This window comes from Mycobacterium sp. GA-2829 (assembly GCF_001499965.1).
In the GTDB taxonomy this organism is placed as follows: Bacteria; Actinomycetota; Actinomycetes; order Mycobacteriales; family Mycobacteriaceae; genus Mycobacterium.
Window position 1 is genome coordinate 18,738 of the sequence record NZ_LQIT01000015.1, and the last position, 19,872, is coordinate 38,609.

Annotated in this window: 24 protein-coding genes; 11 read left to right on the plus strand and 13 right to left on the minus strand. The window is 69.6% G+C overall.

Annotated features, from left to right (window positions below; all coding sequences use genetic code 11):
* Position 1: 1 nt before the first annotated feature.
* A complete protein-coding gene (locus tag AU194_RS11115) occupies positions 2-346 on the minus strand; it encodes a hypothetical protein (protein ID WP_059089299.1) in 345 nt (114 codons plus the stop codon).
* Positions 347-386: 40 nt separating this feature from the next.
* On the opposite strand from AU194_RS11115, the gene AU194_RS11120 reads away from it, so the two are divergent.
* A complete protein-coding gene (locus tag AU194_RS11120) occupies positions 387-1,736 on the plus strand; it encodes a serine/threonine-protein kinase (protein WP_059089300.1) in 1,350 nt (449 codons plus the stop codon).
* Position 1,737: 1 nt separating this feature from the next.
* Here the strand turns inward: AU194_RS11120 and AU194_RS11125 are convergent, their stop codons facing one another.
* Genes AU194_RS11125 through AU194_RS11140 form a run of 4 tightly spaced genes read right to left on the minus strand, consistent with a single transcriptional unit; the run spans position 1,738 to position 4,321 of the window.
* On the minus strand, positions 1,738-2,205 hold the full coding sequence (locus tag AU194_RS11125) for an NUDIX domain-containing protein (RefSeq protein ID WP_059089301.1): 468 nt from the start codon (positions 2,203-2,205) through the stop codon (positions 1,738-1,740).
* Between the two features lie 3 nt (positions 2,206-2,208).
* On the minus strand, positions 2,209-2,400 hold the full coding sequence (locus AU194_RS11130) for a hypothetical protein (RefSeq protein ID WP_059089302.1): 192 nt from the start codon (positions 2,398-2,400) through the stop codon (positions 2,209-2,211).
* A gap of 32 nt (positions 2,401-2,432) precedes the next feature.
* Positions 2,433-3,755 carry an NAD(P)/FAD-dependent oxidoreductase gene (locus AU194_RS11135; protein ID WP_059089303.1) on the minus strand — a complete coding sequence of 441 codons (1,323 nt, stop codon included), beginning with the start codon at positions 3,753-3,755 and terminating at the stop codon, positions 2,433-2,435.
* A gap of 8 nt (positions 3,756-3,763) precedes the next feature.
* Positions 3,764-4,321: a type 1 glutamine amidotransferase domain-containing protein gene (locus tag AU194_RS11140; protein ID WP_059089304.1), complete on the minus strand. Its 558-nt coding sequence runs from the start codon at positions 4,319-4,321 to the stop codon at positions 3,764-3,766.
* A gap of 74 nt (positions 4,322-4,395) precedes the next feature.
* On the opposite strand from AU194_RS11140, the gene AU194_RS11145 reads away from it, so the two are divergent.
* Entirely contained in the window at positions 4,396-5,490 is a 1,095-nt protein-coding gene (locus AU194_RS11145; RefSeq protein WP_059089305.1) for an alpha/beta hydrolase, read from the plus strand.
* Here the strand turns inward: AU194_RS11145 and AU194_RS11150 are convergent.
* From AU194_RS11150 to AU194_RS11160, 3 genes are read right to left on the minus strand one after another with little or no spacing between them, the layout of a single operon-like run.
* Entirely contained in the window at positions 5,487-6,059 is a 573-nt protein-coding gene (locus AU194_RS11150) for a hypothetical protein (protein WP_059089306.1), read from the minus strand. The two genes, AU194_RS11145 and AU194_RS11150, sit on opposite strands and share 4 nt — an antisense overlap.
* Positions 6,060-6,112: 53 nt before the next feature.
* Positions 6,113-6,301 (minus strand): hypothetical protein, encoded by a 189-nt coding sequence (locus AU194_RS11155; protein ID WP_059089307.1) that lies wholly within the window; start codon positions 6,299-6,301, stop codon positions 6,113-6,115.
* Between the two features lie 9 nt (positions 6,302-6,310).
* Complete coding sequence (locus tag AU194_RS11160) at positions 6,311-7,135, minus strand: nuclear transport factor 2 family protein (protein ID WP_059089308.1); 825 nt, start codon at positions 7,133-7,135, stop codon at positions 6,311-6,313.
* Between the two features lie 80 nt (positions 7,136-7,215).
* On the opposite strand from AU194_RS11160, the gene AU194_RS11165 reads away from it, so the two are divergent.
* From AU194_RS11165 to AU194_RS11195, 7 genes are all read left to right on the plus strand, one after another.
* Positions 7,216-7,596, plus strand: a complete 381-nt coding sequence (locus AU194_RS11165) for a hypothetical protein (protein WP_059089309.1) — start codon at positions 7,216-7,218, stop codon at positions 7,594-7,596.
* Positions 7,597-7,673: 77 nt separating this feature from the next.
* Positions 7,674-8,096 carry a hypothetical protein gene (locus AU194_RS11170; RefSeq protein WP_059089310.1) on the plus strand — a complete coding sequence of 141 codons (423 nt, stop codon included), beginning with the start codon at positions 7,674-7,676 and terminating at the stop codon, positions 8,094-8,096.
* A gap of 45 nt (positions 8,097-8,141) precedes the next feature.
* The gene (locus tag AU194_RS11175; RefSeq protein ID WP_059089311.1) at positions 8,142-9,806 is read left to right on the plus strand and encodes an acyl-CoA synthetase; all 1,665 of its coding nucleotides are present in this window, start codon (positions 8,142-8,144) and stop codon (positions 9,804-9,806) included.
* Between the two features lie 247 nt (positions 9,807-10,053).
* The gene (locus tag AU194_RS11180) at positions 10,054-11,664 is read left to right on the plus strand and encodes a GAF domain-containing sensor histidine kinase (RefSeq protein WP_369804092.1); all 1,611 of its coding nucleotides are present in this window, start codon (positions 10,054-10,056) and stop codon (positions 11,662-11,664) included.
* Between the two features lie 39 nt (positions 11,665-11,703).
* Positions 11,704-12,501 carry an alpha/beta fold hydrolase gene (locus AU194_RS11185; RefSeq protein WP_059089377.1) on the plus strand — a complete coding sequence of 266 codons (798 nt, stop codon included), beginning with the start codon at positions 11,704-11,706 and terminating at the stop codon, positions 12,499-12,501.
* A 14-nt stretch (positions 12,502-12,515) separates the two neighbouring features.
* The gene (locus AU194_RS11190) at positions 12,516-13,673 is read left to right on the plus strand and encodes a PP2C family protein-serine/threonine phosphatase (protein ID WP_059089312.1); all 1,158 of its coding nucleotides are present in this window, start codon (positions 12,516-12,518) and stop codon (positions 13,671-13,673) included.
* A 2-nt stretch (positions 13,674-13,675) separates the two neighbouring features.
* Positions 13,676-15,151 (plus strand): AMP-binding protein, encoded by a 1,476-nt coding sequence (locus AU194_RS11195; RefSeq protein WP_059089378.1) that lies wholly within the window; start codon positions 13,676-13,678, stop codon positions 15,149-15,151.
* A 51-nt stretch (positions 15,152-15,202) separates the two neighbouring features.
* Here the strand turns inward: AU194_RS11195 and AU194_RS11200 are convergent, their stop codons facing one another.
* Positions 15,203-15,457, minus strand: coding sequence for a CsbD family protein (locus AU194_RS11200; protein ID WP_059089313.1), 255 nt, complete (start codon positions 15,455-15,457; stop codon positions 15,203-15,205).
* 164 nt (positions 15,458-15,621) lie between these two features.
* Here AU194_RS11200 and AU194_RS11205 point away from each other — a divergent pair, with 164 nt between their 5' ends.
* Entirely contained in the window at positions 15,622-16,260 is a 639-nt protein-coding gene (locus tag AU194_RS11205) for a heme-binding protein (RefSeq protein ID WP_059089314.1), read from the plus strand.
* 5 nt (positions 16,261-16,265) lie between these two features.
* Here the strand turns inward: AU194_RS11205 and AU194_RS11210 are convergent, their stop codons facing one another.
* Positions 16,266-17,075, minus strand: a complete 810-nt coding sequence (locus tag AU194_RS11210) for an RNA polymerase sigma factor SigF (protein ID WP_059089315.1) — start codon at positions 17,073-17,075, stop codon at positions 16,266-16,268.
* Between the two features lie 648 nt (positions 17,076-17,723).
* Here AU194_RS11210 and AU194_RS11215 point away from each other — a divergent pair.
* The gene (locus tag AU194_RS11215) at positions 17,724-18,074 is read left to right on the plus strand and encodes an STAS domain-containing protein (protein WP_231743297.1); all 351 of its coding nucleotides are present in this window, start codon (positions 17,724-17,726) and stop codon (positions 18,072-18,074) included.
* Between the two features lie 13 nt (positions 18,075-18,087).
* Here AU194_RS11215 and AU194_RS11220 read toward each other — a convergent pair whose 3' ends face one another.
* The 3 genes from AU194_RS11220 to AU194_RS11230 form a co-directional block, all read right to left on the minus strand.
* Entirely contained in the window at positions 18,088-18,315 is a 228-nt protein-coding gene (locus AU194_RS11220; protein WP_231743299.1) for a hypothetical protein, read from the minus strand.
* A gap of 97 nt (positions 18,316-18,412) precedes the next feature.
* A complete protein-coding gene (locus AU194_RS11225) occupies positions 18,413-19,207 on the minus strand; it encodes a glutaminyl-peptide cyclotransferase (protein WP_059089317.1) in 795 nt (264 codons plus the stop codon).
* A gap of 25 nt (positions 19,208-19,232) precedes the next feature.
* Positions 19,233-19,844, minus strand: a complete 612-nt coding sequence (locus AU194_RS11230; protein ID WP_059089318.1) for a hypothetical protein — start codon at positions 19,842-19,844, stop codon at positions 19,233-19,235.
* Positions 19,845-19,872 lie beyond the last annotated feature (28 nt).

Below are 19,872 nucleotides of genomic sequence, written 5' to 3' on the forward strand. Positions count from 1 at the left end.
GTCAGCCGTGTTCGGCGAACGGCCACCACAGGCCGTCGCTGCCACGCACGCCGTTGGGTGAGTCCATGGCGGCGGTGATCTCCTCGATCTCGGTGTGGTCGAGCGTCACCGGCGCGACGTGGGCGCCGCCATCGTCGGTCACGTCGTAGCCGAAGCCGAGCGGCACGCTCGGGTGCAGCCAGTGGCTCACGGTCTGCTCGACACCGTCCTCACCCCGCTGGGCGGTGGTGAGGAAGAACCCCTTCCCGGCGGCGAACCGCGCCGCCGCGGCCACCTGCAGGTGCGCCAGGAAGTGGTTGGTGAACGTGCCGGGTAGCGGTTGCCCGCCGACGTGAAGCGTTGCCACTGGCCTGCCCTTCGGTCGTGTCCATCTGTACTATCGCGCCATGCCGTTGGGCGAGGGGGCGACGTTCGCGGGGTACACCATCGAGCGACTGCTGGGGTCCGGCGGGATGGGCGAGGTGTACCTGGCCCGCCATCCGCGTCTCCCCCGGCGCGACGCACTGAAGGTGCTGCCCGCGACCGTATCAGCGGACGACGAGTACCGAGAGCGGTTCAACCGGGAAGCCGATATCGCCGCGACTCTGTGGCATCCACACATCGTCGGCGTGCACGACCGCGGCGAGTACGAGGGTCAACTGTGGATCTCGATGGACTTCGTCGCGGGTACCGACGCGGCCCGGCTGCTGCGCGAGCGCCATCCCGACGGGATGCCCGCCGAGGAGGTCGTCAAGGTCGTCCACGCGGTCGCCGACGCACTCGATTACGCCCACCAGCGCGGGCTGCTGCACCGCGACGTCAAACCGGCCAACATCCTCGTCGCGCGAGATGAGCAGCGGATCATGTTGGCCGACTTCGGGATCGCCCGCTGGGTCAACGACATCAGCGGGCTCACCGAGACGAACATGACTGTCGGCACCGTCTCCTACGCCGCCCCAGAGCAGCTCATGGGTGGCGAGCTGGACGGACGCGCCGACCAGTATGCGTTGGCGGCCACGGCCTTCCACCTGCTCACCGGCAAGCCGCCGTTCGAGCATTCCAATCCGGCGGTGGTGATCAGCCAGCACCTGTCGGCGTCGCCGCCGGCTCCAGGTGCGCACCGCACCGAACTCGCCGCCGCGAACGACGTGTTCGCCCGCGCGCTGGCCAAGGACCCGAAGGACCGCTTCGCGCGGTGTGCGGATTTCGCCCGCGCCCTCGAACACCATCTCGCCGGCAACGATCCCGGTGCGACGCAGGCGTGGATCCCGACCGTCCCGCAAACGCAACCGGAACCGTCGTCGCGCCGTCCGCTGCTGCGTCCCGCGGTGCTGGTGCCGGCGGTGCTGGCCGTGCTGTTGATCATCGCGGTGGTGGTGGCGGTCGTGGAGTTCCAGCGCGCCGACGATGAGCGGCCCACTGCCGCCCCGCCCCCGACGACGAGCACCACCACGGCCGCACCTACCCCGACGACGGCCGCGCCCGCGGTCATCGGCGCGGACTGCTCGGGCGTCGGCACGACGTCGACCACGGCCGACGGCAGCACGGCGTATTGCGAATCCCTGCAGTCCACCGGTGCCACGATCTGGTCGCTCACCCCCGGGGACGTCCCCGAACCGACGGTGACCGTGGCGCCCACCGAGGAGGTGCTGCCGTTCGCGCAGGAGTCACCGGTGCGGGTGTGCATGCAGCAGACCGGGATGACCCGCCGCGAATGCCGCGAGGAGATCCGGCGCAGCAACGAGTTGGGGCCCTGACCTATCCGTGGCTCACGGCGGCGATCAGTTCGTCGAGCACCGGCCGCTGACCGGCGAGCAGTTTCGTCCGCGCCGTGTCCATCGGGAACCAGGCGACCCGGTCGATCTCCGGGAATTCACGCAATGTGCCTGAGCCTCTTGGCCATTCGATGCTGAAGGTGTTACTCACCGCGGTGGCCGGATCGAAGTCACCGCGGACGGCGAACACGGTGACGATCTTGCCGCCCGCCTGCTTCACCGGCTCGAGCCGCAGCGGTTCGCCCGGTGGAACCGGCGCGCCGAGTTCCTCGGTGAACTCCCGTTGCGCCGCCACCCACGGGTCCTCGTCGGAGGTGTACTCCCCCTTGGGGATCGACCAGGCGCCGTCGTCGCGGCGCACCCAGAAGGGTCCGCCCGGATGTCCGAGCAGCACCTCGAGCGCGCCGTCGACGATGCGGTAGAGCAGCACTCCCGCACTGAGTTTGGGCACCGTTTAATACGAGCGGTCACCCTCGCTGTCGTCGACGAAGTCCCACCGGTCGCCCTCGACCTTGACTTCCATCCGGTAGCCGAGTTCGTTGCCGGGCACCTGCTCCACGAACCAGGCGTGCGCATCGTCGGCGCTCTCGATGTCCTTGGTCTCGACGACATCGCCCTTCGGATTCAAGACACGGTAGGTAGCCATGCCAGTACTGTTCCCGCTGCGGGAACTTTGAATCAGTCCGCTTTCGGCATGGGGATGCCCTCGCTGGCCGAGAACCGGGCGTCGTCGGCCGACGACAACCCGATCGACACCACCGATCTGGCGAAGAACACGTCGGTCAGGTAGGCCAGCGACACCGCCCAGCGGTTGACGAACCGCGGGATGGCGTAGAGGTGGTAGGCGCGGGTGACCGCCTTGGCCGGGAACCCGGACAACCGCACGCCGAGCGGGTTGGCAACCGCGTACCGCGGGCCCAGATCGACCACCAGGCCCATGTTGCGGTGCTTGTAGAGCTTCTTGGTGCCGTAGCCGAGACTCGCTGCGACGTTGCGCGCCAACACCTTTCCCTGCCGCGTCGCGTGCTGCGCCGTCGGCGGGGTGATGGCCCCGGACTGCGTGAGATCCGGGACTGCGGCCGCGTCGCCCGCGGCGAACACCCCCGGATGGCCGGGCACCTGCAGGTCCGCGTCGACCTTGAGCCGGCCTTTCTCGGTCGGCAGGCCGAGCTTCTCGATCAGCGGTGCGCCGGTGACCCCGGTGACCCATGCGACGGTGTGGGTGTCGATGCGGGTGCCGTCGGTGAGCAAAACGTGGTCGGGATGCACCTCTTCGAGCGTGACGCCGAGCCGCACGTCGATGCCCTTGTCCTTGAGCACCCGCTGGGCGGCCGCACCGAGCTTCTCGCCCACTTCGGGCATCACCTGTTCGGCGAGGTCGAGCAGGACGAACCGCACGCTGTCGGGGTCGAAGCCCATCTGCTGGCCCGCGGCGTCGGCGAGCGCCCGCAGCTGGACCGCCAGTTCGGTGCCGGAGTAGGAGGCGCCGACCACGACGATGGTCCGCCGGGCCGCGGCCAGGGCGGGGTCGTCGTCGATGTTGGCCAGCTCGAGCTGCTCGAGGACGTGGTCGCGCAGGTACAGCGCTTCGGCGGTCGACTTGAGGCCGCGGGCGTGTTCGGCCAGCCCGGGCACGTCGAACAGCCGCGTCACCGAACCCGGGGTCAGCACCAACCGGTCCCAGGGCATGCTGCGCACCCGCCCCTCAGGGTCGGTGAACGACACCGTCTGCTGGTCGAAGTCGACGTCGTCGACGCGGCCGCGCACGGCCCGCACCCCGCGCAGGCTGTTGGCCAGCGGGATGGTGACGAACCGTGCGTCGACCAGCCCGCCGGCCACGTCCGGCAGCAGCGGGGTGTAGAGCATGTAGTCGACCGGGGAGATCAGCGTGATCTCGACCGGCTCACTGCCGGGTGGTTGGTTCCGGCGCAGGCGTTTGGCGAGGTGCCGCGCGCACTCGAAGCCGGTGAATCCGCTGCCGACGATCACCACCGATGTCATCGGCCGGCTCAGGTGTGGGCGGGGGTGTTGGCGAACTGATCGGTGATCGCCTGGCAGAAGGCGGGCAGATCCTTCGGCGACCGACTGGTGATGAGGTTGCCGTCGATGCAGACCTGCTGGTCGACGACCGTGGCGCCGGCGTTGCGCAGGTCGGTGCGGATGCTCGGGTACGACGTCAGCGTGCGGTCCCGCACGACGTCGGCCTCCACCAGCGTCCACGGACCGTGGCAGATCGCGGCGACCGGCTTGCCGGAGCGCACGAAGTCACGGACGAAGGCGACGGCCTTCTCGTCGATCCGCAGCTTGTCGGGGTTGACCGTGCCGCCGGGCAGGATCAGGCCGTCGAAGTCGTCGACGCTGACCTCGGCCACCGGGCGGTCCACGTCGAACTTGCCCGCGGGTTCGAGGTCGTGGTTGCGCGCCTCGATCTCACCGGACGCGACCGACAGCAGTTCGACCTGTCCGCCCGCGGTCTCCACCGCGGCGCGCGGCTGTTCGAGTTCGACCTTCTCCACGCCGTCCGCGGCGAGGATGGCGATCTTGCGGCCCTTGAGCTCGTTTGGCATATGTGGTCCTTTCTCCGACGCAGTTCATGGCGTACCCGCGCGGACGCGGTCGAACACGTCCTAAGGTTCGCCAGGTGATCCCCGCCGAACTGCGTCGCGTGCCCACGGGCCAGACCGACGTCACCGCACCGGTGGCCATCGACGGTCTGACCTACATCGCCGCCGACGATCCCGCGATGCCGATGTACCGGGTGATCGCCAACAACCGGCAGCCGGTCGCGTTGCGGGACCTGATGATCCGCACCGTCCGCAGCGGCTACATCGGGGACGGCCATCAGCCGGATCCGGCTCTCGTCCCGCCCAGCGGCGCCGAGGCAGTACCTGGCGTCGACGTCGACCAGGTGTACCTCCCGGTCCGCGACGGGGTGGCGCGCTGTCAGCTGTACCGGCCGGCAGGCGCGGGGCCGCCTGCCGAAGCGCTGCCGGTGATCGTCTACTACCACGGCGGCGGGTTCACCGTCGGTGTCTCGGAGGACTGCGACTTCCTGGCCCGCAAGCTCGCGTTCACCAACGGCGCCCTGGTGGTCTCGGCGAACTACCGCTCGGCGCCCGAATTCATGTTCCCCACCCCCCTCGACGACGCCTTCGACGTATACCGCTGGGTGACCGGCAACGCGGGTGTCCTGGGCGGGGATCCGGATCGGATCGCGGTCGCGGGCGACTCGGCTGGATCGAATTTCGCTGCGGTACTTCCGCTGCGGGCTCGCGACGAAGGGGTGCGAATCCCGGACGCGGTGGTGATGCTGGGCGCGATGCCCGACTTCCAGTTCGAACGCTGGGAGTCGTTCCGCACCCAGGCGCCCCGCGGCATCGTCTACGACATGTCGTTCGCCGGATTCATCCGCGGCGCCTACGTCGGTGCCACTGCCTGGGACCATCCGTACGTGAGCCCCATCGAGGGTGAGTTGTCCGGCTATCCGCTCGCGGTGATCACCGCGGGCACCCACGACCCGATCGTCGACTCCGCCAGAGCGTTCGCAGACCGGATCCGGGCGGCGGGCGGCCGCACGGTCGACTACTTCCCGGACGGGATGCCGCACGGCTACTACTTCTTCCCGGGGGTGCACCCTGAGGAGGACGTCGCCTACCGGATCGTCGCCGACGCGCTGGCGGAGCCGTTTCGCCGACCGGCCGGCCGCGCATTCGGTGCGGAGCTGGCGCCCGGCTAGATCCCGGTCCAGGACTCGTCGATCATCTCGGCGACGTTGATGACCTGTGCCTGTTTGGATTCCGGGCTGTCGATCTCGCCGGCGACGTGAGCGGCGATGAACCGCTTGATCTCCGAATCGATACCGCCGATGATGCGAACGACCTCCGCGCGCAACGACTTCGACGTCACGTGGATCGAGATGTCCGACGGCCGCGGCTTCTTGACGTCGAGGATGAGCAGCAGCGGTTCTGCGGCCAGGGCCGACGCCCGCAGCGAGATCTCGCCGTAGACCACGAATTTCGGCTTGTCGATCCGTAGGTCGACGACCATGTCGATCTCCAGCGGAATCCGGATGGCGAACGTGATCATCTCGCCGACGTGCCGGGTCACCCGCGGCTGCTGGATCTTCACCCGGGCGGTCACCTTGGCGATCCCGCCGGGGCCCTGACCCATCGGACCCATCTCGAACGCCTCGCCGGCGATCGCGCCGATCGCATCGGCGACGCGGTCCTCGGTGACGGCGAACTCGAAGAACTTGCGGCCGAAGTCCTCGTAGGTCATGTGGTGGCGGTCAGACATGGTCGTCATACCGTCTCACGTCCCCAGGCCGGCAGGGTGCAACCCCGCCGTGTCGTCCCTGCTCAGTTGCCCTGCTGGGCGCGCGCCTCCGCACCGGAGGTCTCGTCGTCGAGAGCGTCGTCGCTGCCGGTGCGGCCGACGTAGGTGCCGTCCTCCTCGTCGCCTTCCTTACCGGCACGGGACGAGGCGACCTTCTGGTCGTCGCCGACGTCGGATTCGCTCTTGTCGTCGTCATCGCTGGGCGTGCTCACGCCGCAGGACTACCCGCGGTCCGAGCCGGTTAACCCCGGCTCGGCGAAGACGCGCAGCCGGGTGATCGCGAACGGCCGGCTCTCGACGTCGGCGATCACCACCGCGCGCACCCCGCCCGGCCCCCGCACCATGGCCGCGACGTGGCGGCCCGCCGCGATGAGTTTGTCGCACCGGGCGCCGACGAGGCGCCCCAGCAACTCGGCCCCGCTGAGCGGTTGCGACTCGCCGAGCGTGATGCGTGCGCCCCTGCCCAGTCGGCGCCGCACCGCGACCTCGTCACCGGCGCACGCATCGGCGAGGAACCGTTCGACGTGCCGTTTCCTGGCCGCACCCGCACCCCACAGCCCGGACAGGAAACCCGCCGCGCCCGCGGGTCCCTGGTTGCGCAGCAGCGCGGCCGTGAGCGCACCGCCCGCGGGTACCGCACGCACCCCGTTGCGCAGGAACTGTCCGGCCATACCCGGCAGTTCCCAGAACGCCTGCAGCCGGCTGATCCTGAGTTCACCGGCGACGGTCGCCAGGTCGTACCGCAGGATCGCCGGAATGCGCATCGTCACCCCGCCGGTCATCGCGACCTCCAGGTCGACGTCCCGAACGACCGCATCGTCGACCACGATGTCGTCGCGCACGTGGAAGGTGATGTCCCGCGGAGCGATGAACGTGGCGTAGAAGCGGTCGATCTGCCCGATGCCACGGTGGGGCCGGCTGCCGACGGGATCTTGGATCTCCCCGTCGGCGGTGAAGAGACCGACCCAGCCGTCACGGTCCCGCTCGGCCAGCAGTTGTGGGGAGCGTTCCACGGTGGTCAGTAGATCGACTCGGGTGAAGGTCATACGGTCACCTGTCTCGCGCGGCTGGGAACCAATTGTGAGTACCGTGAGTGTTGCGGTACTTGAGGAGGACGGCAACGATCATGAGCAACAACGGACCATTCGGCTTCGACCCCGACGATCTCGACCGGGTCGCCCGGGAGGCACTCGAGGGTGTCGGCCGTTTCTTCACCACCTCGGGTGAGCGCGCCGGCTGGAGCGCACTGCTCGACGAGCTGGGCCGGTTCAGCCGGGCGCGGCCCGAACCCGAAACCACCGGCGAGGCCGGCGACGGGGTGTGGGCGATCTACACCGTCGACGCCGACGGTGGCGCCCACATCGAGCAGGTGTTCCCCACCGAGCTCGACGCGTTACGGGCGAACAAGGACAACACCGACCCGACCCGCAGGGTGCGGTTCCTGCCGTACGGGATCGCGGTCAGCGTGCTCGACACCGAACCGCACGCCGAACCGCACACCGACTGAGACCGAAAGCGGTCGCACCCGTGGGCCACCGGTTACTCTTTGCCGCAGGGCCATCGAGTCAGCCGTGAGGGTGGGACATGTTTCGTGAACTCTTCGTCGCCACGACGATCGCCGCAGCGGCGCTCGCGCTGGCGCCCGGCGCCAGCGCCGATCCGTCGAACGACTACCACGACGATCCGGGCCGCTATTCCACCGATGTGCCCGGGATGAGCTACGAGGCCAAACTCGGCGCGCCCTGTTACAGCTGGCAGCGCAACGTGTTCGGACGCGGCCGCGGCGGGGAGCCGCTGCAGTGCAAGTGGATCCCCAACCAGTGGCCGCCGGTGCAGACCGGGTTCTGGACCACGACGTACGCGCTGTACGGCGTGCAGGACATCGGCGCCCCGTGCCCCGGCCCGCAGTCCACCGCCCAGGCCCCCGACGGCAGGCCGCTACTGTGCGTCGGCGCGCAGGGCTGGCAGCCCACGGTGCTCACCGGTAACGGACTGTTCCCCGCCTGACCGAACCCCGACCATACGGACAACTTGTAGTTGTATGGTCTTGTCATGACCGACGCCGGTGTTGAGTTCGATCTGTCGACCGTCTTCAGGACGGTCGCCGAAGCGGTTCCGGACAACACGTTCCTGGTGTGGCGGGATCGCCGGTTCACCTACGCCGACACCGACGCCCGCGTCGACGGTGTCGCCCACTACCTGACGTCGGTCGGTCTGGGCTGCCACACCGAGCGCGACCGGCTGCCCGGACACGCCTCCGGGCAGGATCACCTCGGGATCTACGTGCGCAACGGCAACGAGTACCTCGAGGCGATGATCGGCAGTTACCGCGCCCGTGTCGCCCCGTTCAACGTCAACTACCGCTACGTCGGCGAAGAGCTCACCTATCTGCTCACCGACGCCGACGCCCGCGCGCTGGTCTACGCCGCCGAGTTCGCACCCCAGGTCGCCGCCGTGCGGGACCGGCTACCGAATCTGCGGGTGCTCATTCAGGTCGCTGACGACTCCGGCAACGAATTGCTGCCCGGCGCAGTCGATTACGAGTCGATCGTCAACACCCCGGCGCCCCAGGGCGGGATGCCGCTGCCCACCGGCGACGATCTGTACATCCTCTACACCGGCGGCACCACCGGGATGCCCAAGGGTGTGCTGTGGCGCCAGCACGACATCTTCCTGTCGTCGATGGGCGGCCGGCCGTTCGGCAGCGACACGTTCCTGGCGTCCTACGAAGAGCTCGCCGAGCGGGCGCGCGCCGGCGCCGGGGCGATGGGACTGCTGATGATCCCGCCGTTCATGCATGGCGCCGCCCAGTGGGCGGCCTACAACGCGGTGACGATGGGCGGCCGGATCGCGATCCCCGACCACGTCGACCGGTTGCACGCCGACGACGCCCTGCGGGTGGCCGCCCGCGAACGGGTCCTGAGCATCCCGATGGTCGGCGACGCGGTCGCGCGTCCCCTGCTCGACGAGATCGAACGCGGCGACTACGACCTGTCGGGTCTGGTGACGGTGACCAACGGCGGCGCACCGCTGTCGCCCACGGTGCGCGACCGTATCCTGGCCGCGCTGCCGCACGTCATCGTCATGGACGCCGTCGGGTCCTCGGAGACCGGCGCGCAGATGAGCACCTACGCCGCCGCGGGCGCACCGGTCCAGGCCGCGACGTTCACCCCGCAGAGCGACACCGCGGTGGTCGCCGAGGACTTCAGCCGGGTGCTGCAACCCGGTGAGGGCCAGGGCTGGTTGGCGCGCCGCGACCTCGTCCCGCTCGGTTATCTCGGGGATGCGGAGAAGACGGCTCGAACGTTCCCGACGATCGACGGGGTGCGTTGGTCGGTGCCCGGGGACCGCGCGAATGTGTTGCCGGACGGGCGCATCGAGCTGCTCGGCCGCGACTCGGTGACCATCAACTCGGGTGGGGAGAAGATCTTCGCCGAGGAGGTCGAGCGGGCGGTGGCCGCCCATCCCGCCGTGTACGACGTCGTGGTGGTCGGCCGGCCCTCCGAACGCTGGGGCAGCGAGGTCGTGGCGATCGTCCAGTTCGCCGAGGGTGGTTCGGCCACCGACGAGGAACTCGCCGAGGTGTGTTCGCGCTCGATCGCCCGGTACAAGGTGCCCAAGGTTTTCATCCCGACCGGCAAGGTGGTGCGCTCGCCCGCGGGCAAGGCCGACTACCGCTGGGCCAGAGCCCTTGCCACCGAGAGCGTCACCAGCTGATCAAGCGGCGCCGGCCCGCCCGCTCTACGATCACGGGGTGACCGGCGTGCAAGACCGGCTGCTCCGGTTGCTGCTCCGCACCACCGCTCCCCCGCTGTGGCTCGGCATCGTGGTGGCCGCCGCGTTCATCGGCTTCGAGACGCTGCTGGTGTTGCAGCTCAAGCGGGTGGCGCCCGAGAACGCGTTCGGCGCGTTGTTCCTGCTCGGGGTGCTCGTCGTCTCGGCCGGGTGGGGTTTCGGCCTGGCGGTGGCGACGTCGCTGGTCAGCGCCCTGGTCTACCTCTACTTCCATCTGGAGGGCTCCGACAGCCTGGTGCCCGCGCTCGCGGTGTTCCTGCCGCTGGCCCTGCTGGCCAACCTGCTCGCCGGGCAGGCGCGGTTGCGGGCGGCCGAGGCCGAACAGCGGCGGTTCGAGGCCGATCTGTCCGCCGAACTCGCCCGCTCCACGCTGGGTGCGGGTGATCTGCGGGAGGCGCTGCGCCACGCGGGCCGGCGCATCGCCGACGTCCTCGAATTGCCCTTCGCCGCACTCGAACTCGACGACCCCCCGGGCGGTGACGGGGTCAGTGTGATCCCGCTGCACGACGGCGCGACCCGGGTCGGCAGCCTGGTGGTCCCCGCGGACCTGTCGGCCGATGCGCGCAGACGCGTCGAGCGCATCCTCGGATCGTTGGAGGCGCTGCTGGTGGCGACCCGGGAGCGCCAGCGGATCAACGCCGCGCTGGCGGCCAGCCACGCCGAGGTCAGCGCGCTCGCCGATCAGCAGACCGCGCTGCGCCGGGTGGCCACGATGGTCGCCCGCGGCGCCGAGCCCGCGCAGGTGTATCCGGCCGCGGTGGCCGAACTGGCCGAGGGCCTCGGCGTCCAGCACGTCACGCTCGTGGGTTTCGAGGCCGACGAATGCGTGGTTCTGGCCGCCCATGACAGCCGGGACCTCCGGCCGCTCGCCGTCGGTGACCGGTTCGATCTCGCCGGGGACAGCCTGAGCCGCCGGATCCGAGACACCGGCGCGCCCGCCCGCATCGACGACTACGACCCGCTCGCCGGGCCCATCGCCACCCGGCTGCGTGATCTGAAGGTGCGCACCGGAGTCGGTGCGCCGGTGCTCGTCGGCGGGCAGGTGCGCGGCGCGGTGCTGGTCGGTTCGCTCAGCGAGGATCCGCTGCCACCGGAATGCGAGGCGCGGGTCGGCGACTTCGCCGACCTCATCGCCACGGCCATCACCAACGCCGAGACCCGCGCCGAACTGCAGGCCTCCCGCGCCCGCATCATCACTGCGGCCGACCATGCGCGCCGAGGCTTCGAACGGGACCTGCACGACGGTGCCCAGCAGCGCATCGTGTCGCTGGGCCTGGACGTCCGCGCGCTCGAGGCGTCGCTGCCGCCCGACGCCGACCAGGTCCGCAAGGCACTGACCGCGGTGGTGTCCGGCCTCGGCGACCTGCACCAAGACCTGCAGGAACTGTCCCGCGGCATCCACCCGGCCATCCTGTCCCGCGGCGGTCTCGGCCCCGCCATCAAGACGTTGGCCCGCCGTTCGAGTGTCCCGGTGGAACTCGACCTCGACGTGACCCGCCGACTGCCCGAACGGGTCGAGGTGGCCGCGTACTACGTCGTCGCCGAGGCGCTGACCAATGCGGCCAAACACGCCGCCGCCTCGGAGGTCTCGGTGTCCGCGCACGCCGAGGACGATGCCCTGCACCTGACGGTCGCCGACGACGGCGTGGGCGGCGCGGACATCGCGGCGGGGTCGGGGTTGATCGGGCTGAAGGACCGGGTGGAGGCAGTGTCCGGACACCTGGACATCGCCAGCCGTCCGGGCGCCGGTACCGCGTTGACGGTCCGAATCCCCCTGTGAGTGCCCGCGCCGCGCAGCGGGAATGAAAAGATCGTGGTGATGGATGTGCGCGCACGGAACAACGTCCGGATCATCGGTGACAGCGGACCCACGGTGGTGCTCGCGCACGGATTCGGATGCGACCAGAACCTGTGGCGGTTGGTGACGGCGCGGTTGGTGCCCGAGTTCCGGGTCGTGCTGTTCGACCACGTCGGCTCGGGGGCCTCGGATCCGGCCGCGTGGGACGCCGACCGCTACGCCACCCTGGGCGGCTACGCCGAGGACATCCTCGACCTGGTGCGTGAACTCGACCTGCACGACGTCGTGTTCGTCGGACACTCGGTCGCGGCCATGATGGGTGTGCTCGCGGTCTGCGCGGACCCCAGCCGGTTCGCCAAACTCGTGCTGCTGACCCCGTCGCCCTGCTACGTCGACGACGGCGACTACCGGGGCGGGTTCTCTCGCGCCGACGTCGAGGAACTCCTGGAATCGCTGGAGAGCAACTACCTGGGCTGGTCGCGGTCGATGGCCCCGGTCATCATGGGTGCGCCGGGGCAGCCCGAGCTGTCTGAGGAGTTGTCCGAGAGTTTCTGCCGTACGGACCCCATCCGGGCGCGCGTGTTCGCCCGCGCGACGTTCCTGTCGGACAATCGCGGCGACCTCGACGGGGTACGTATCCCGACGCTGGTGATCGAGTCCGCCGTCGACGCCATCGCGCCGCAGGGGGTCGGCGCGTTCGTGCACGGCCGTATCGCGGACAGCACGCTGCTCACCCTCGACACCACCGGCCACTGTCCGCATCTGAGCGCCCCGGAGGAGACCACCGAGGCCATCGCCGCGTTCGCGCGGTCGACGTGAGACGGCCCGACGGCATGGCGCCGCAGCACATCGTCGAGGATCTCTACGAGAACGCCCCGTGCGGCCAGCTCGCCACCGGGCCCGACCGCCGGATCCTGTCGGTCAACGAGACGCTGGTCCGATGGCTCGGCCGTTCCCGCGAGGACCTGCTGGGCAGCCCGTTCACCGACCTGTTGAGCGTCGGCAGCCGCATCCATTTCGAGACACACTTCGCGCCGCTGCTTCACCTCACCGGGCAATTGCAGGGCGTGGCAGTCGAACTCGTCACCGGAACGGGTGAGCGGCTGCCAGCCCTGATCGCCGCGAACGTCCGGACCGGACCGACCGGGGCGACGGAGACGATCCGGCTCGTCCTGCAGGACGCCAGCGACCGCCGGGCCTACGAGCAGGAGCTGCTGGCCGAACGGCGCCGCGCCGAACAGGAGAAGGCCAGGGCGACCGCGCTGGCGCGCACGCTGAAGCGGTCCCTGTTGCCGCCCGCGCTGTCCCCGCCCGCCGGACTCGAGGCGTGCGCACACCTGCACACCGCGTCGCACGACGACGTCGGCGGCGACTTCTACGACCTCTTCGCGCTGGCGCCGGGCCGGTCGGCGTTCTTCCTCGGCGACGTCTGCGGTAAGGGTGTCGACGCGGCGACGGTGGCGTCGCTGACGCGGTACACGTTGCGCGCGGCCGCTGTGTTCGACGAGGATCCGGAGGCGGTGCTGCACAACCTCGACACCGTGCTGCTCAACGAGTTCGGCGCGGACCGCTCCCACTTCTGCACGGTCATCTTCGGGCTCCTGGTGCGCCACGACGACGGATTCGATGTGCGCCTGGCCAGCGGCGGCCATCCGCCCGCGCTGCTGCTGCGCGCCGACGGCGGCGTGCACAAGGTCAGCACCGAGGGCGGTCAGGCGGTCGGCATTTTCCACAACGCCCGGTTCGCCTCGGCCCGGGTCCATCTCGGCGCAGGCGACACGCTGGTGATGTACACCGACGGCGTCACCGAGGCCCGGATCGGCAGCGGTGTCGAGCGGTACGACGACCACGACGCGCTGATGGACCTCGCCCGCGCGCACGCACCCACCACCGCCGTCGCGATCGTCGAGACGTTGCGGGATCTGCTCAGTGAATTGGGGGCGGGCGTGGAGGACGACGCTGCGGTGCTCGCACTCGGGGTGCCTCGGTGACGATGCTCCTGCACGACCTCGTGGCGTCCGCGGCCGCCACCGCACCGGATCGCCCGGCAGTCATCGACACCGACGGCGCCGCAACGTCTTTCGCACAGTTCGACCGGGAGATCGGCGCGGTGAGCGGGTGGGTCGACCGGCACACCGCACCCGGGGACCGCATCGCCGTCGTCGCCGACAACAGCACCGCCTACGCACGGCTGTATTACGGGGTGCCGCGCGCCGGGCGGGTCCTGGTCCTGGTCAACCAACGACTCAAGGCGGCGGAGCAGTACGCGCAACTGGCGACCACCGCACCCACCGTCGTGGTCGGCGACCGCGCGTACCTGGCCGCGCTGGCGGACCTGCACTCGCAGGTGCCGTCGGTGCGCCGGGTGCTGGCCACCGATGCGGCCGAACTCACCGCGCACCCGGACCGTCCCGCCGACGGGCGTCCGACCGCCGAGGATGCCGCCTGGGTGCTGTTCACGAGCGGATCGACCGGTACCCCGAAAGGGGTTGTGCACAGCCATCGTTCGATCCTGGCCGCGGTCGGCGGTTCGGTCATCGGACGTGCGGTCGACCCCGGTGGGGTGTACCTGCTGCCGTTCCCGATGTGCCACATCGCCGGATACAACATGCTCGTCCAGCACGCCGTCGCCGCCACGGTCGTGCTCGCCGCGCAGTTCCGCGCGGACGCCTTCGCGGATGCGGTCGTCGAGCACGGGGTCACGTCGTGTTCGCTCGCGCCGACCATGCTGCACGCCCTGCTCACGCATCTGCGGGAGACCGGTGCGGCGCTGCCGACGCTGCGCTCGATCGCCTACGGCTCCGCCGCCATCCCGGCCGATCTGCTGCGCGCCGCCCTCGACCGGCTCGACGTCGACTTCCACCAGGGCTACGGCATGACCGAGACCGGCGGCAACGTCACCTTCCTCGGGCCCGGGGACCACCGCCGCGGGCTGGCCGACCGGCCGGATGTGCTGAGCAGCGCGGGCTTTGCGCATCCGCACGTCGACGTCCGGATCACCGGAGACGGGGAGATCGCGGTGCGGGGAGCCCAGGTGACGCCCCGCTACTGGCCCGACCGGGCCGCGGTCGATGTCGACGGGTGGCTGCGCACCGGCGACATCGGGCGCATCGACGCCGACGGCAGGTTGTATGTGGTGGACCGCCGTAAGGACGTGGTCGTGACGGGCGGAGAGAACGTGTCCTCCCGTGAGGTCGAGGACGTCCTGACCGATCACCGGGACGTCGCCATGGCGGCGGTCGTGGGTGTGCCCGACGAGTACTGGGGTGAGGCGGTGTGCGCGGTCGTGGTGGCGGCTCCCGGTGCGCGTCCCACCGAGGCGCTGCTCGTCGAGCACGTGCGTGCTCGGTTGACGGCGTTCAAGCGCCCCCGGCATGTGCTGTTCGTCGACGCGCTGCCGCTGACGACGAACGGGAAAGTCGACAAGAACCAGATCCGCAGGCAGGCCAGGGCCGCGTTGGGGAGGTGACCCGCAGACACGAGCGGCCCGCACCGTGTGGTGCGGGCCGACTGTGTCGAGTCAGTTGCCGGTCTGCTCGGACTTCTGCCGCTCCTCGGCGACCTTGGCAGAACCGCGTGCGGCTTCGGCCTCGGCCTCCTTCTTGGCGGCGTCGCGCTGTGCGTCGGCCTTGTCCTGCTGGGCTTGGCCCTCGCGGTAGAGATCGTCGCGGCCGAGCACCGCGCCCGCGACCTCTTTCGCCTTACCCTTCACGCCCTCGACCGTGCCCTTGATGGCTTCTTCCGGGCCGGTGTTACCGCTGCTGTCGTCGGCCATGTCGGCTCGTCCCTTCTCGTCGACGCCCCGCACCGGGGCACTCGCGGGGTCTGTTCCCGAAAGTGATCATGTGCCAAACCTGTCCCGTCGGTGACGCTTGCCGACGTGACCGTTTGTCAGGCGAAAGGCGGGGCTAACCCGGGTACGACGAAAGGACCGAAATTGTGCTGGGTTCACTACTGAAGATCGGCGGCCAGGTGGCCGAGGGAGCGGGCGCCCTGGTCGGGATCCGCCACGGCACCGAGGAGCCGCCGTATAGGACACAACGCCTGTCGGATTCGGTGGAGATCCGCCGCTACGAGCAGCGCATCGCCGCGGAGACCACCGTGGCCGCCGACGAGGAGTCGGCCCGCAACGACGGCTTCCGCCGGCTGGCGTCCTACATCTTCGGGGGTAACCATCGGGACACCGAGATCGCGATGACCGCGCCGGTCACCCAGCAGCGTGGGACCACGATCGCGATGACGGCGCCGGTCGCCCAGTCGGCCGACTCCCCCGGCGAATGGACCATCCGGTTCTTCATGCCGTCGAAGTGGACGATGGACACGCTCCCGACCCCGAACGACGAGCGCGTCCGGTTGACGGTGGTGCCGCCGGAGACGGTCGCGGTGCTGACGTTCACCGGCGACCGCAGCCCCGATGCTGTTGCGAAGCACACCGAGAAGCTGCGGAACGCGCTGCGGCACAGCGACTTCGAAGCGGTCGGCGAACCGGCCGCGTGGTTCTACGATCCACCGTGGACGCTCCCGTTTCGGCGTCGCAACGAGGTCGCGATCGCCGTACGGGAGCGTACGAAGGGCTGAGCGGGTCAGCTCATCCCGTCGCGCAGTTGCTGCAGTGTCTTGGCCAGGATTCGCGAGACCTGCATCTGCGAGACACCGATGCGCTCGGCGATCTGCGTCTGGGTCATCGACGCGAAGAACCTCAGGCTGATCACGGTGCGTTCGCGTTCGGTGAGCGCCGCCAGCAGGGGGCGCAGCGACTCGCGGTCGGTGATGTGTTCCATGTCGCCGTCGACCTCACCGAGGGTGTCGGCGAGCGAGCGGGTGGTGTCGTCGGCCGAGGAGATCGGGCTGTCGATCGAGCGCAGGCTGTAGGCGTCGCCGGCGACGAGGCATTCCACCACCTCCTGCCGATCCGCCCCCAACTCACGGGCCAGATCGGTGGCGGTCGGTGCACGTCCGAGCGTCTGCGTCAGCCGGGGTGTGGCCCTGGTGATCTGCACGTGCAGATCCTTGAGCCGGCGCGGGACGTGCATGGCCCAGCCGTTGTCGCGGAAGTGGCGGCGGATCTCGCCGAGCATCGTCGGCACCGCGAAGGACAGGAAGTTCGCACCGTTCTCGGGGTCGAAGCGGTTGACGGCGTGCATCAGCCCGACCCGGGCGATCTGCACCAGATCGTCGAGGTTCTCGCCCTTGCGGTGATAACGGAAGGCGATGTGGTCGGCCAACGGCAGACACCGCGTCACGATGCGTTCGCGCTGGCGGGCGAATTCCGGGGACTCGGCGGCCAACGCCGCGAGGAGCCGGAACATGTCGGGCACGTCCGAGTAGTCGTCTTGGGTACGGGTGGCGGGCTTGCGCGCCGCCAACTGGGGTGATTCGTCGATAATCGTCATCGCGGGTCCTTCCGGACTCGGTGCGGACGCGAAAGCGCGCGCGTGGTCGCGCGTTGGCTTTGCTTTGCCCGAGAGGCAGTCAAGTGAAGTCGCCACGAAGCGTCGTCACTCGGCGGAGACATCAGCGGAACCCGGCGGGGACCGTTGGCTTGATCCGACCACCGCTTTCAGCGGGCCGCTTGGAACTAAACGGTGTCGCCTCCCGAACGGGATACCAGAGACTCTACTCCCTTGATCGGCTTTCGTCCCCAGTGCGACAACACCGATTTCGAGAACCACGCAATCCGTCGTCGCCGGACCGACGCAGCCGTAAATATCGGACGCTGCTTCCGGACGATCCAGCAAACATGCAGGTGACGAGGTTTCTGAGAAGCTGTTAAGGCTTGTAGTAATACGACGCATTCCGTAGTAATCTGCGTCACAGGTTGAGAACAGCAGCCAGCGGCGATCCACCGCGCGAGGCTTGCCGGCCCATCCCCCGGCCGCGAGCGAGCTGCCGATCGCGGTGATCGCACAAACCGACGGGGCATCACAATCGAGGGAGTCCCACCCATGATCGACGTCGGAACCATCCGGGTTTTCCGTCCCGACCCGTCGGCAGCGGAGGCGCCGCAACGGTGTGGGCGGGCCGAGTTCTCAATTCGCCCAGTGTCTTCGACGCTGTCCACGGTTCGCGCGGTCGGCGAAGTGGACGCGACGAACGGGCGCGATCTCGGCAGGTACGTCGAGCGCCACATCACGTCGTCGACCCAACTGATCGTCGACCTGACGGGCGTCACCTTCTTCGGGTCACAGGGTTTCAGCGCGCTGCACTACATGAGCGTGGGGTGCACTCGAATCGACGTCGACTGGGTCATCGTCCCGGGTCGAGAGGTACGCCGACTGCTGCGTATCTGCGATCCGCAGGGCGAACTGCCGCTGGCCGACACGGTCGACGCGGCCCGCACTCGGCTCGACCGTGTCGCGCGGCGGCGCCAGCCGGTCTCCTGGGCCGGCTGACCACCGCCGCCCGCTAGGTGGCCAGTTCCACCTCGTAACACACCGCGTAGCGCCGGAAGTTCGGCGTGGGCCGGAACAGGTGGCCCGCGTCGGGCGACCAGGTCACCACTCGCAGCAGCCGCTTGTACGACGGCAGTTTCTTGGCCACCAGTTCGGCCAGTGCGGCGCGCGGCGCATACCCGCACCGCTCGTCAACGTCCTTCGGTAACAGCACATCCCACATGGTTTCCTCGACCCGCATGCGGAAAGTCTCACGCCGCCTTGGCCGTCACCCGGGGACCCCGCGCCGCGTCGGCGAAAATCGAGACCAATCGGTGACCTTCGTCACATCTCCGGTCTCAGGACGGGTCGAAACGCACCCGGTGGACCGTCGACCAGTTCTTGCCCGTGAGCAGGAACTCCCCGTCACCGGCATAGGCAATTCCGTTGAGCACGTTGGTTTCCGGCTCGTCACCGCGCAGCATCGAGGCGTCGACGGATGCGGTCACCGCACCGGTGGACGGGTCGATCCGGACGATCTCGTCGGTGGGCCAGACGTTCGCCCACACCTGACCGTCCACACATTCCAACTCGTTGAGGCCACCGACCGGTTCGCCGCCGGGGCTGGTGACGCGCACCCTGCCGGTCTCGGTGAAGCCGGCGGGGGCGACGAACCGGAGCTGGTCGGTGCCGTCGCTGCGGACGATGCGATCGCTGTCCAGGCACACGCCCCAGCCCTCACCGTCGATGGGCACTTCCCGCAGCGGGGTGAATGTCGCTGTGTCCCATTCGATTGCGACGCCGTCGCGATAGGTCACCTGCCACACCCGGTCGCCGACGACGGTCATGCCCTCGCCGAAGTAGCCACCCGGAAGGGGCACGGCGCGGCGCACCGCACCGGTGGCGGGGTCGAGTTCGCGCAGCTGCGACTGCCCGGCGAGTCCGGTGGTCTCCAGCAGCGCGGCACCGTCGAATTCGAGGCCCTGGGTGAACGCCGCGGTGTCGTGCGGGGTTTCACCCAGCTCGGTGATGCGCATCTGCGTCGGTGTGTCCGGTGCGGCCGCAGCGTCCTGGGCGTCGGCGCACCCCGCCGCCAGCAGCATGGTGGTGGCGCACAGCGCGGTCGCGACCCGGAACCTCTTCATCACCGACATCGTGCCCCATCGCCGGCGACGGGGTTCAGCCACGGTAGAACAGCGCAGGCGGTAGCGGTCGCAATCCGCCCCCGGAGTTGCTCGCGGCGAACGTCAACGACGCCTGCGGGATCTCGCTGCCCAGCCGGATATCGCCCACCCGGCGGAAGCGGCCGATGACACCGCCGACGAGGAAGTCGAGTCGATCCCCGCGGCCGAGTGCGCCCGGTTGCGAGCCGGGCGGTGCCGCGGCACCGAAGACCACCGGTCGCACCCCGGCGAGGTAGAGCCACAGCGAGGAGTAGAGCTGGTCGTCGGCGTGCCCGCGCGGAAACGTGAAGTGGTGCAACGGCGCACCGTCACCGGAGGAGGCGAAGAGGAAGTCCTGGTCACTGCCGGGCCCGTAGGCGTCGGGGAACTTGACGCACACGGTGCGCACGACGGCGGTGGCGGCCGTCGGCGCGATCCGGACGTAAGTGGTGTACCGCCGGCCGGGGCGCATCAGCTGCGTCAGCGGGGGCAGCGGAACGTCCTCGTCGAACGCCACGTCGGCCTCGTAGACGGGTCCCGGTTCGGCGAACACCCGCAACGGGTCTCCCAGCGCGCCGGAGACGGTCGATCGCAGAGCGGACGGCAACGCTGCCAGAGTCTCAGCCATAAGCGTCTGGCTACCCAGACCGCCCGGA

What these genes read in the sequence shown, in the direction of transcription:
- AU194_RS11120 (WP_059089300.1), top strand. Translation starts at nt 387, where the DNA reads ATGCCGTTGGGCGAGGGGGCGACGTTCGCGGGGTACACCATCGAGCGA.
- AU194_RS11130 (WP_059089302.1), bottom strand. Translation starts at nt 2,400, where the DNA reads ATGGCTACCTACCGTGTCTTGAATCCGAAGGGCGATGTCGTCGAGACC.
- AU194_RS11135 (WP_059089303.1), bottom strand. Translation starts at nt 3,755, where the DNA reads ATGACATCGGTGGTGATCGTCGGCAGCGGATTCACCGGCTTCGAGTGC.
- AU194_RS11140 (WP_059089304.1), bottom strand. Translation starts at nt 4,321, where the DNA reads ATGCCAAACGAGCTCAAGGGCCGCAAGATCGCCATCCTCGCCGCGGAC.
- AU194_RS11150 (WP_059089306.1), bottom strand. Translation starts at nt 6,059, where the DNA reads ATGACGACCATGTCTGACCGCCACCACATGACCTACGAGGACTTCGGC.
- AU194_RS11160 (WP_059089308.1), bottom strand. Translation starts at nt 7,135, where the DNA reads ATGACCTTCACCCGAGTCGATCTACTGACCACCGTGGAACGCTCCCCA.
- AU194_RS11165 (WP_059089309.1), top strand. Translation starts at nt 7,216, where the DNA reads ATGAGCAACAACGGACCATTCGGCTTCGACCCCGACGATCTCGACCGG.
- AU194_RS11170 (WP_059089310.1), top strand. Translation starts at nt 7,674, where the DNA reads ATGTTTCGTGAACTCTTCGTCGCCACGACGATCGCCGCAGCGGCGCTC.
- AU194_RS11175 (WP_059089311.1), top strand. Translation starts at nt 8,142, where the DNA reads ATGACCGACGCCGGTGTTGAGTTCGATCTGTCGACCGTCTTCAGGACG.
- AU194_RS11185 (WP_059089377.1), top strand. Translation starts at nt 11,704, where the DNA reads ATGGATGTGCGCGCACGGAACAACGTCCGGATCATCGGTGACAGCGGA.
- AU194_RS11190 (WP_059089312.1), top strand. Translation starts at nt 12,516, where the DNA reads ATGGCGCCGCAGCACATCGTCGAGGATCTCTACGAGAACGCCCCGTGC.
- AU194_RS11195 (WP_059089378.1), top strand. Translation starts at nt 13,676, where the DNA reads ATGCTCCTGCACGACCTCGTGGCGTCCGCGGCCGCCACCGCACCGGAT.
- AU194_RS11200 (WP_059089313.1), bottom strand. Translation starts at nt 15,457, where the DNA reads ATGGCCGACGACAGCAGCGGTAACACCGGCCCGGAAGAAGCCATCAAG.
- AU194_RS11210 (WP_059089315.1), bottom strand. Translation starts at nt 17,075, where the DNA reads ATGACGATTATCGACGAATCACCCCAGTTGGCGGCGCGCAAGCCCGCC.
- AU194_RS11220 (WP_231743299.1), bottom strand. Translation starts at nt 18,315, where the DNA reads ATGCGGGTCGAGGAAACCATGTGGGATGTGCTGTTACCGAAGGACGTT.
- AU194_RS11225 (WP_059089317.1), bottom strand. Translation starts at nt 19,207, where the DNA reads ATGTCGGTGATGAAGAGGTTCCGGGTCGCGACCGCGCTGTGCGCCACC.
- AU194_RS11230 (WP_059089318.1), bottom strand. Translation starts at nt 19,844, where the DNA reads ATGGCTGAGACTCTGGCAGCGTTGCCGTCCGCTCTGCGATCGACCGTC.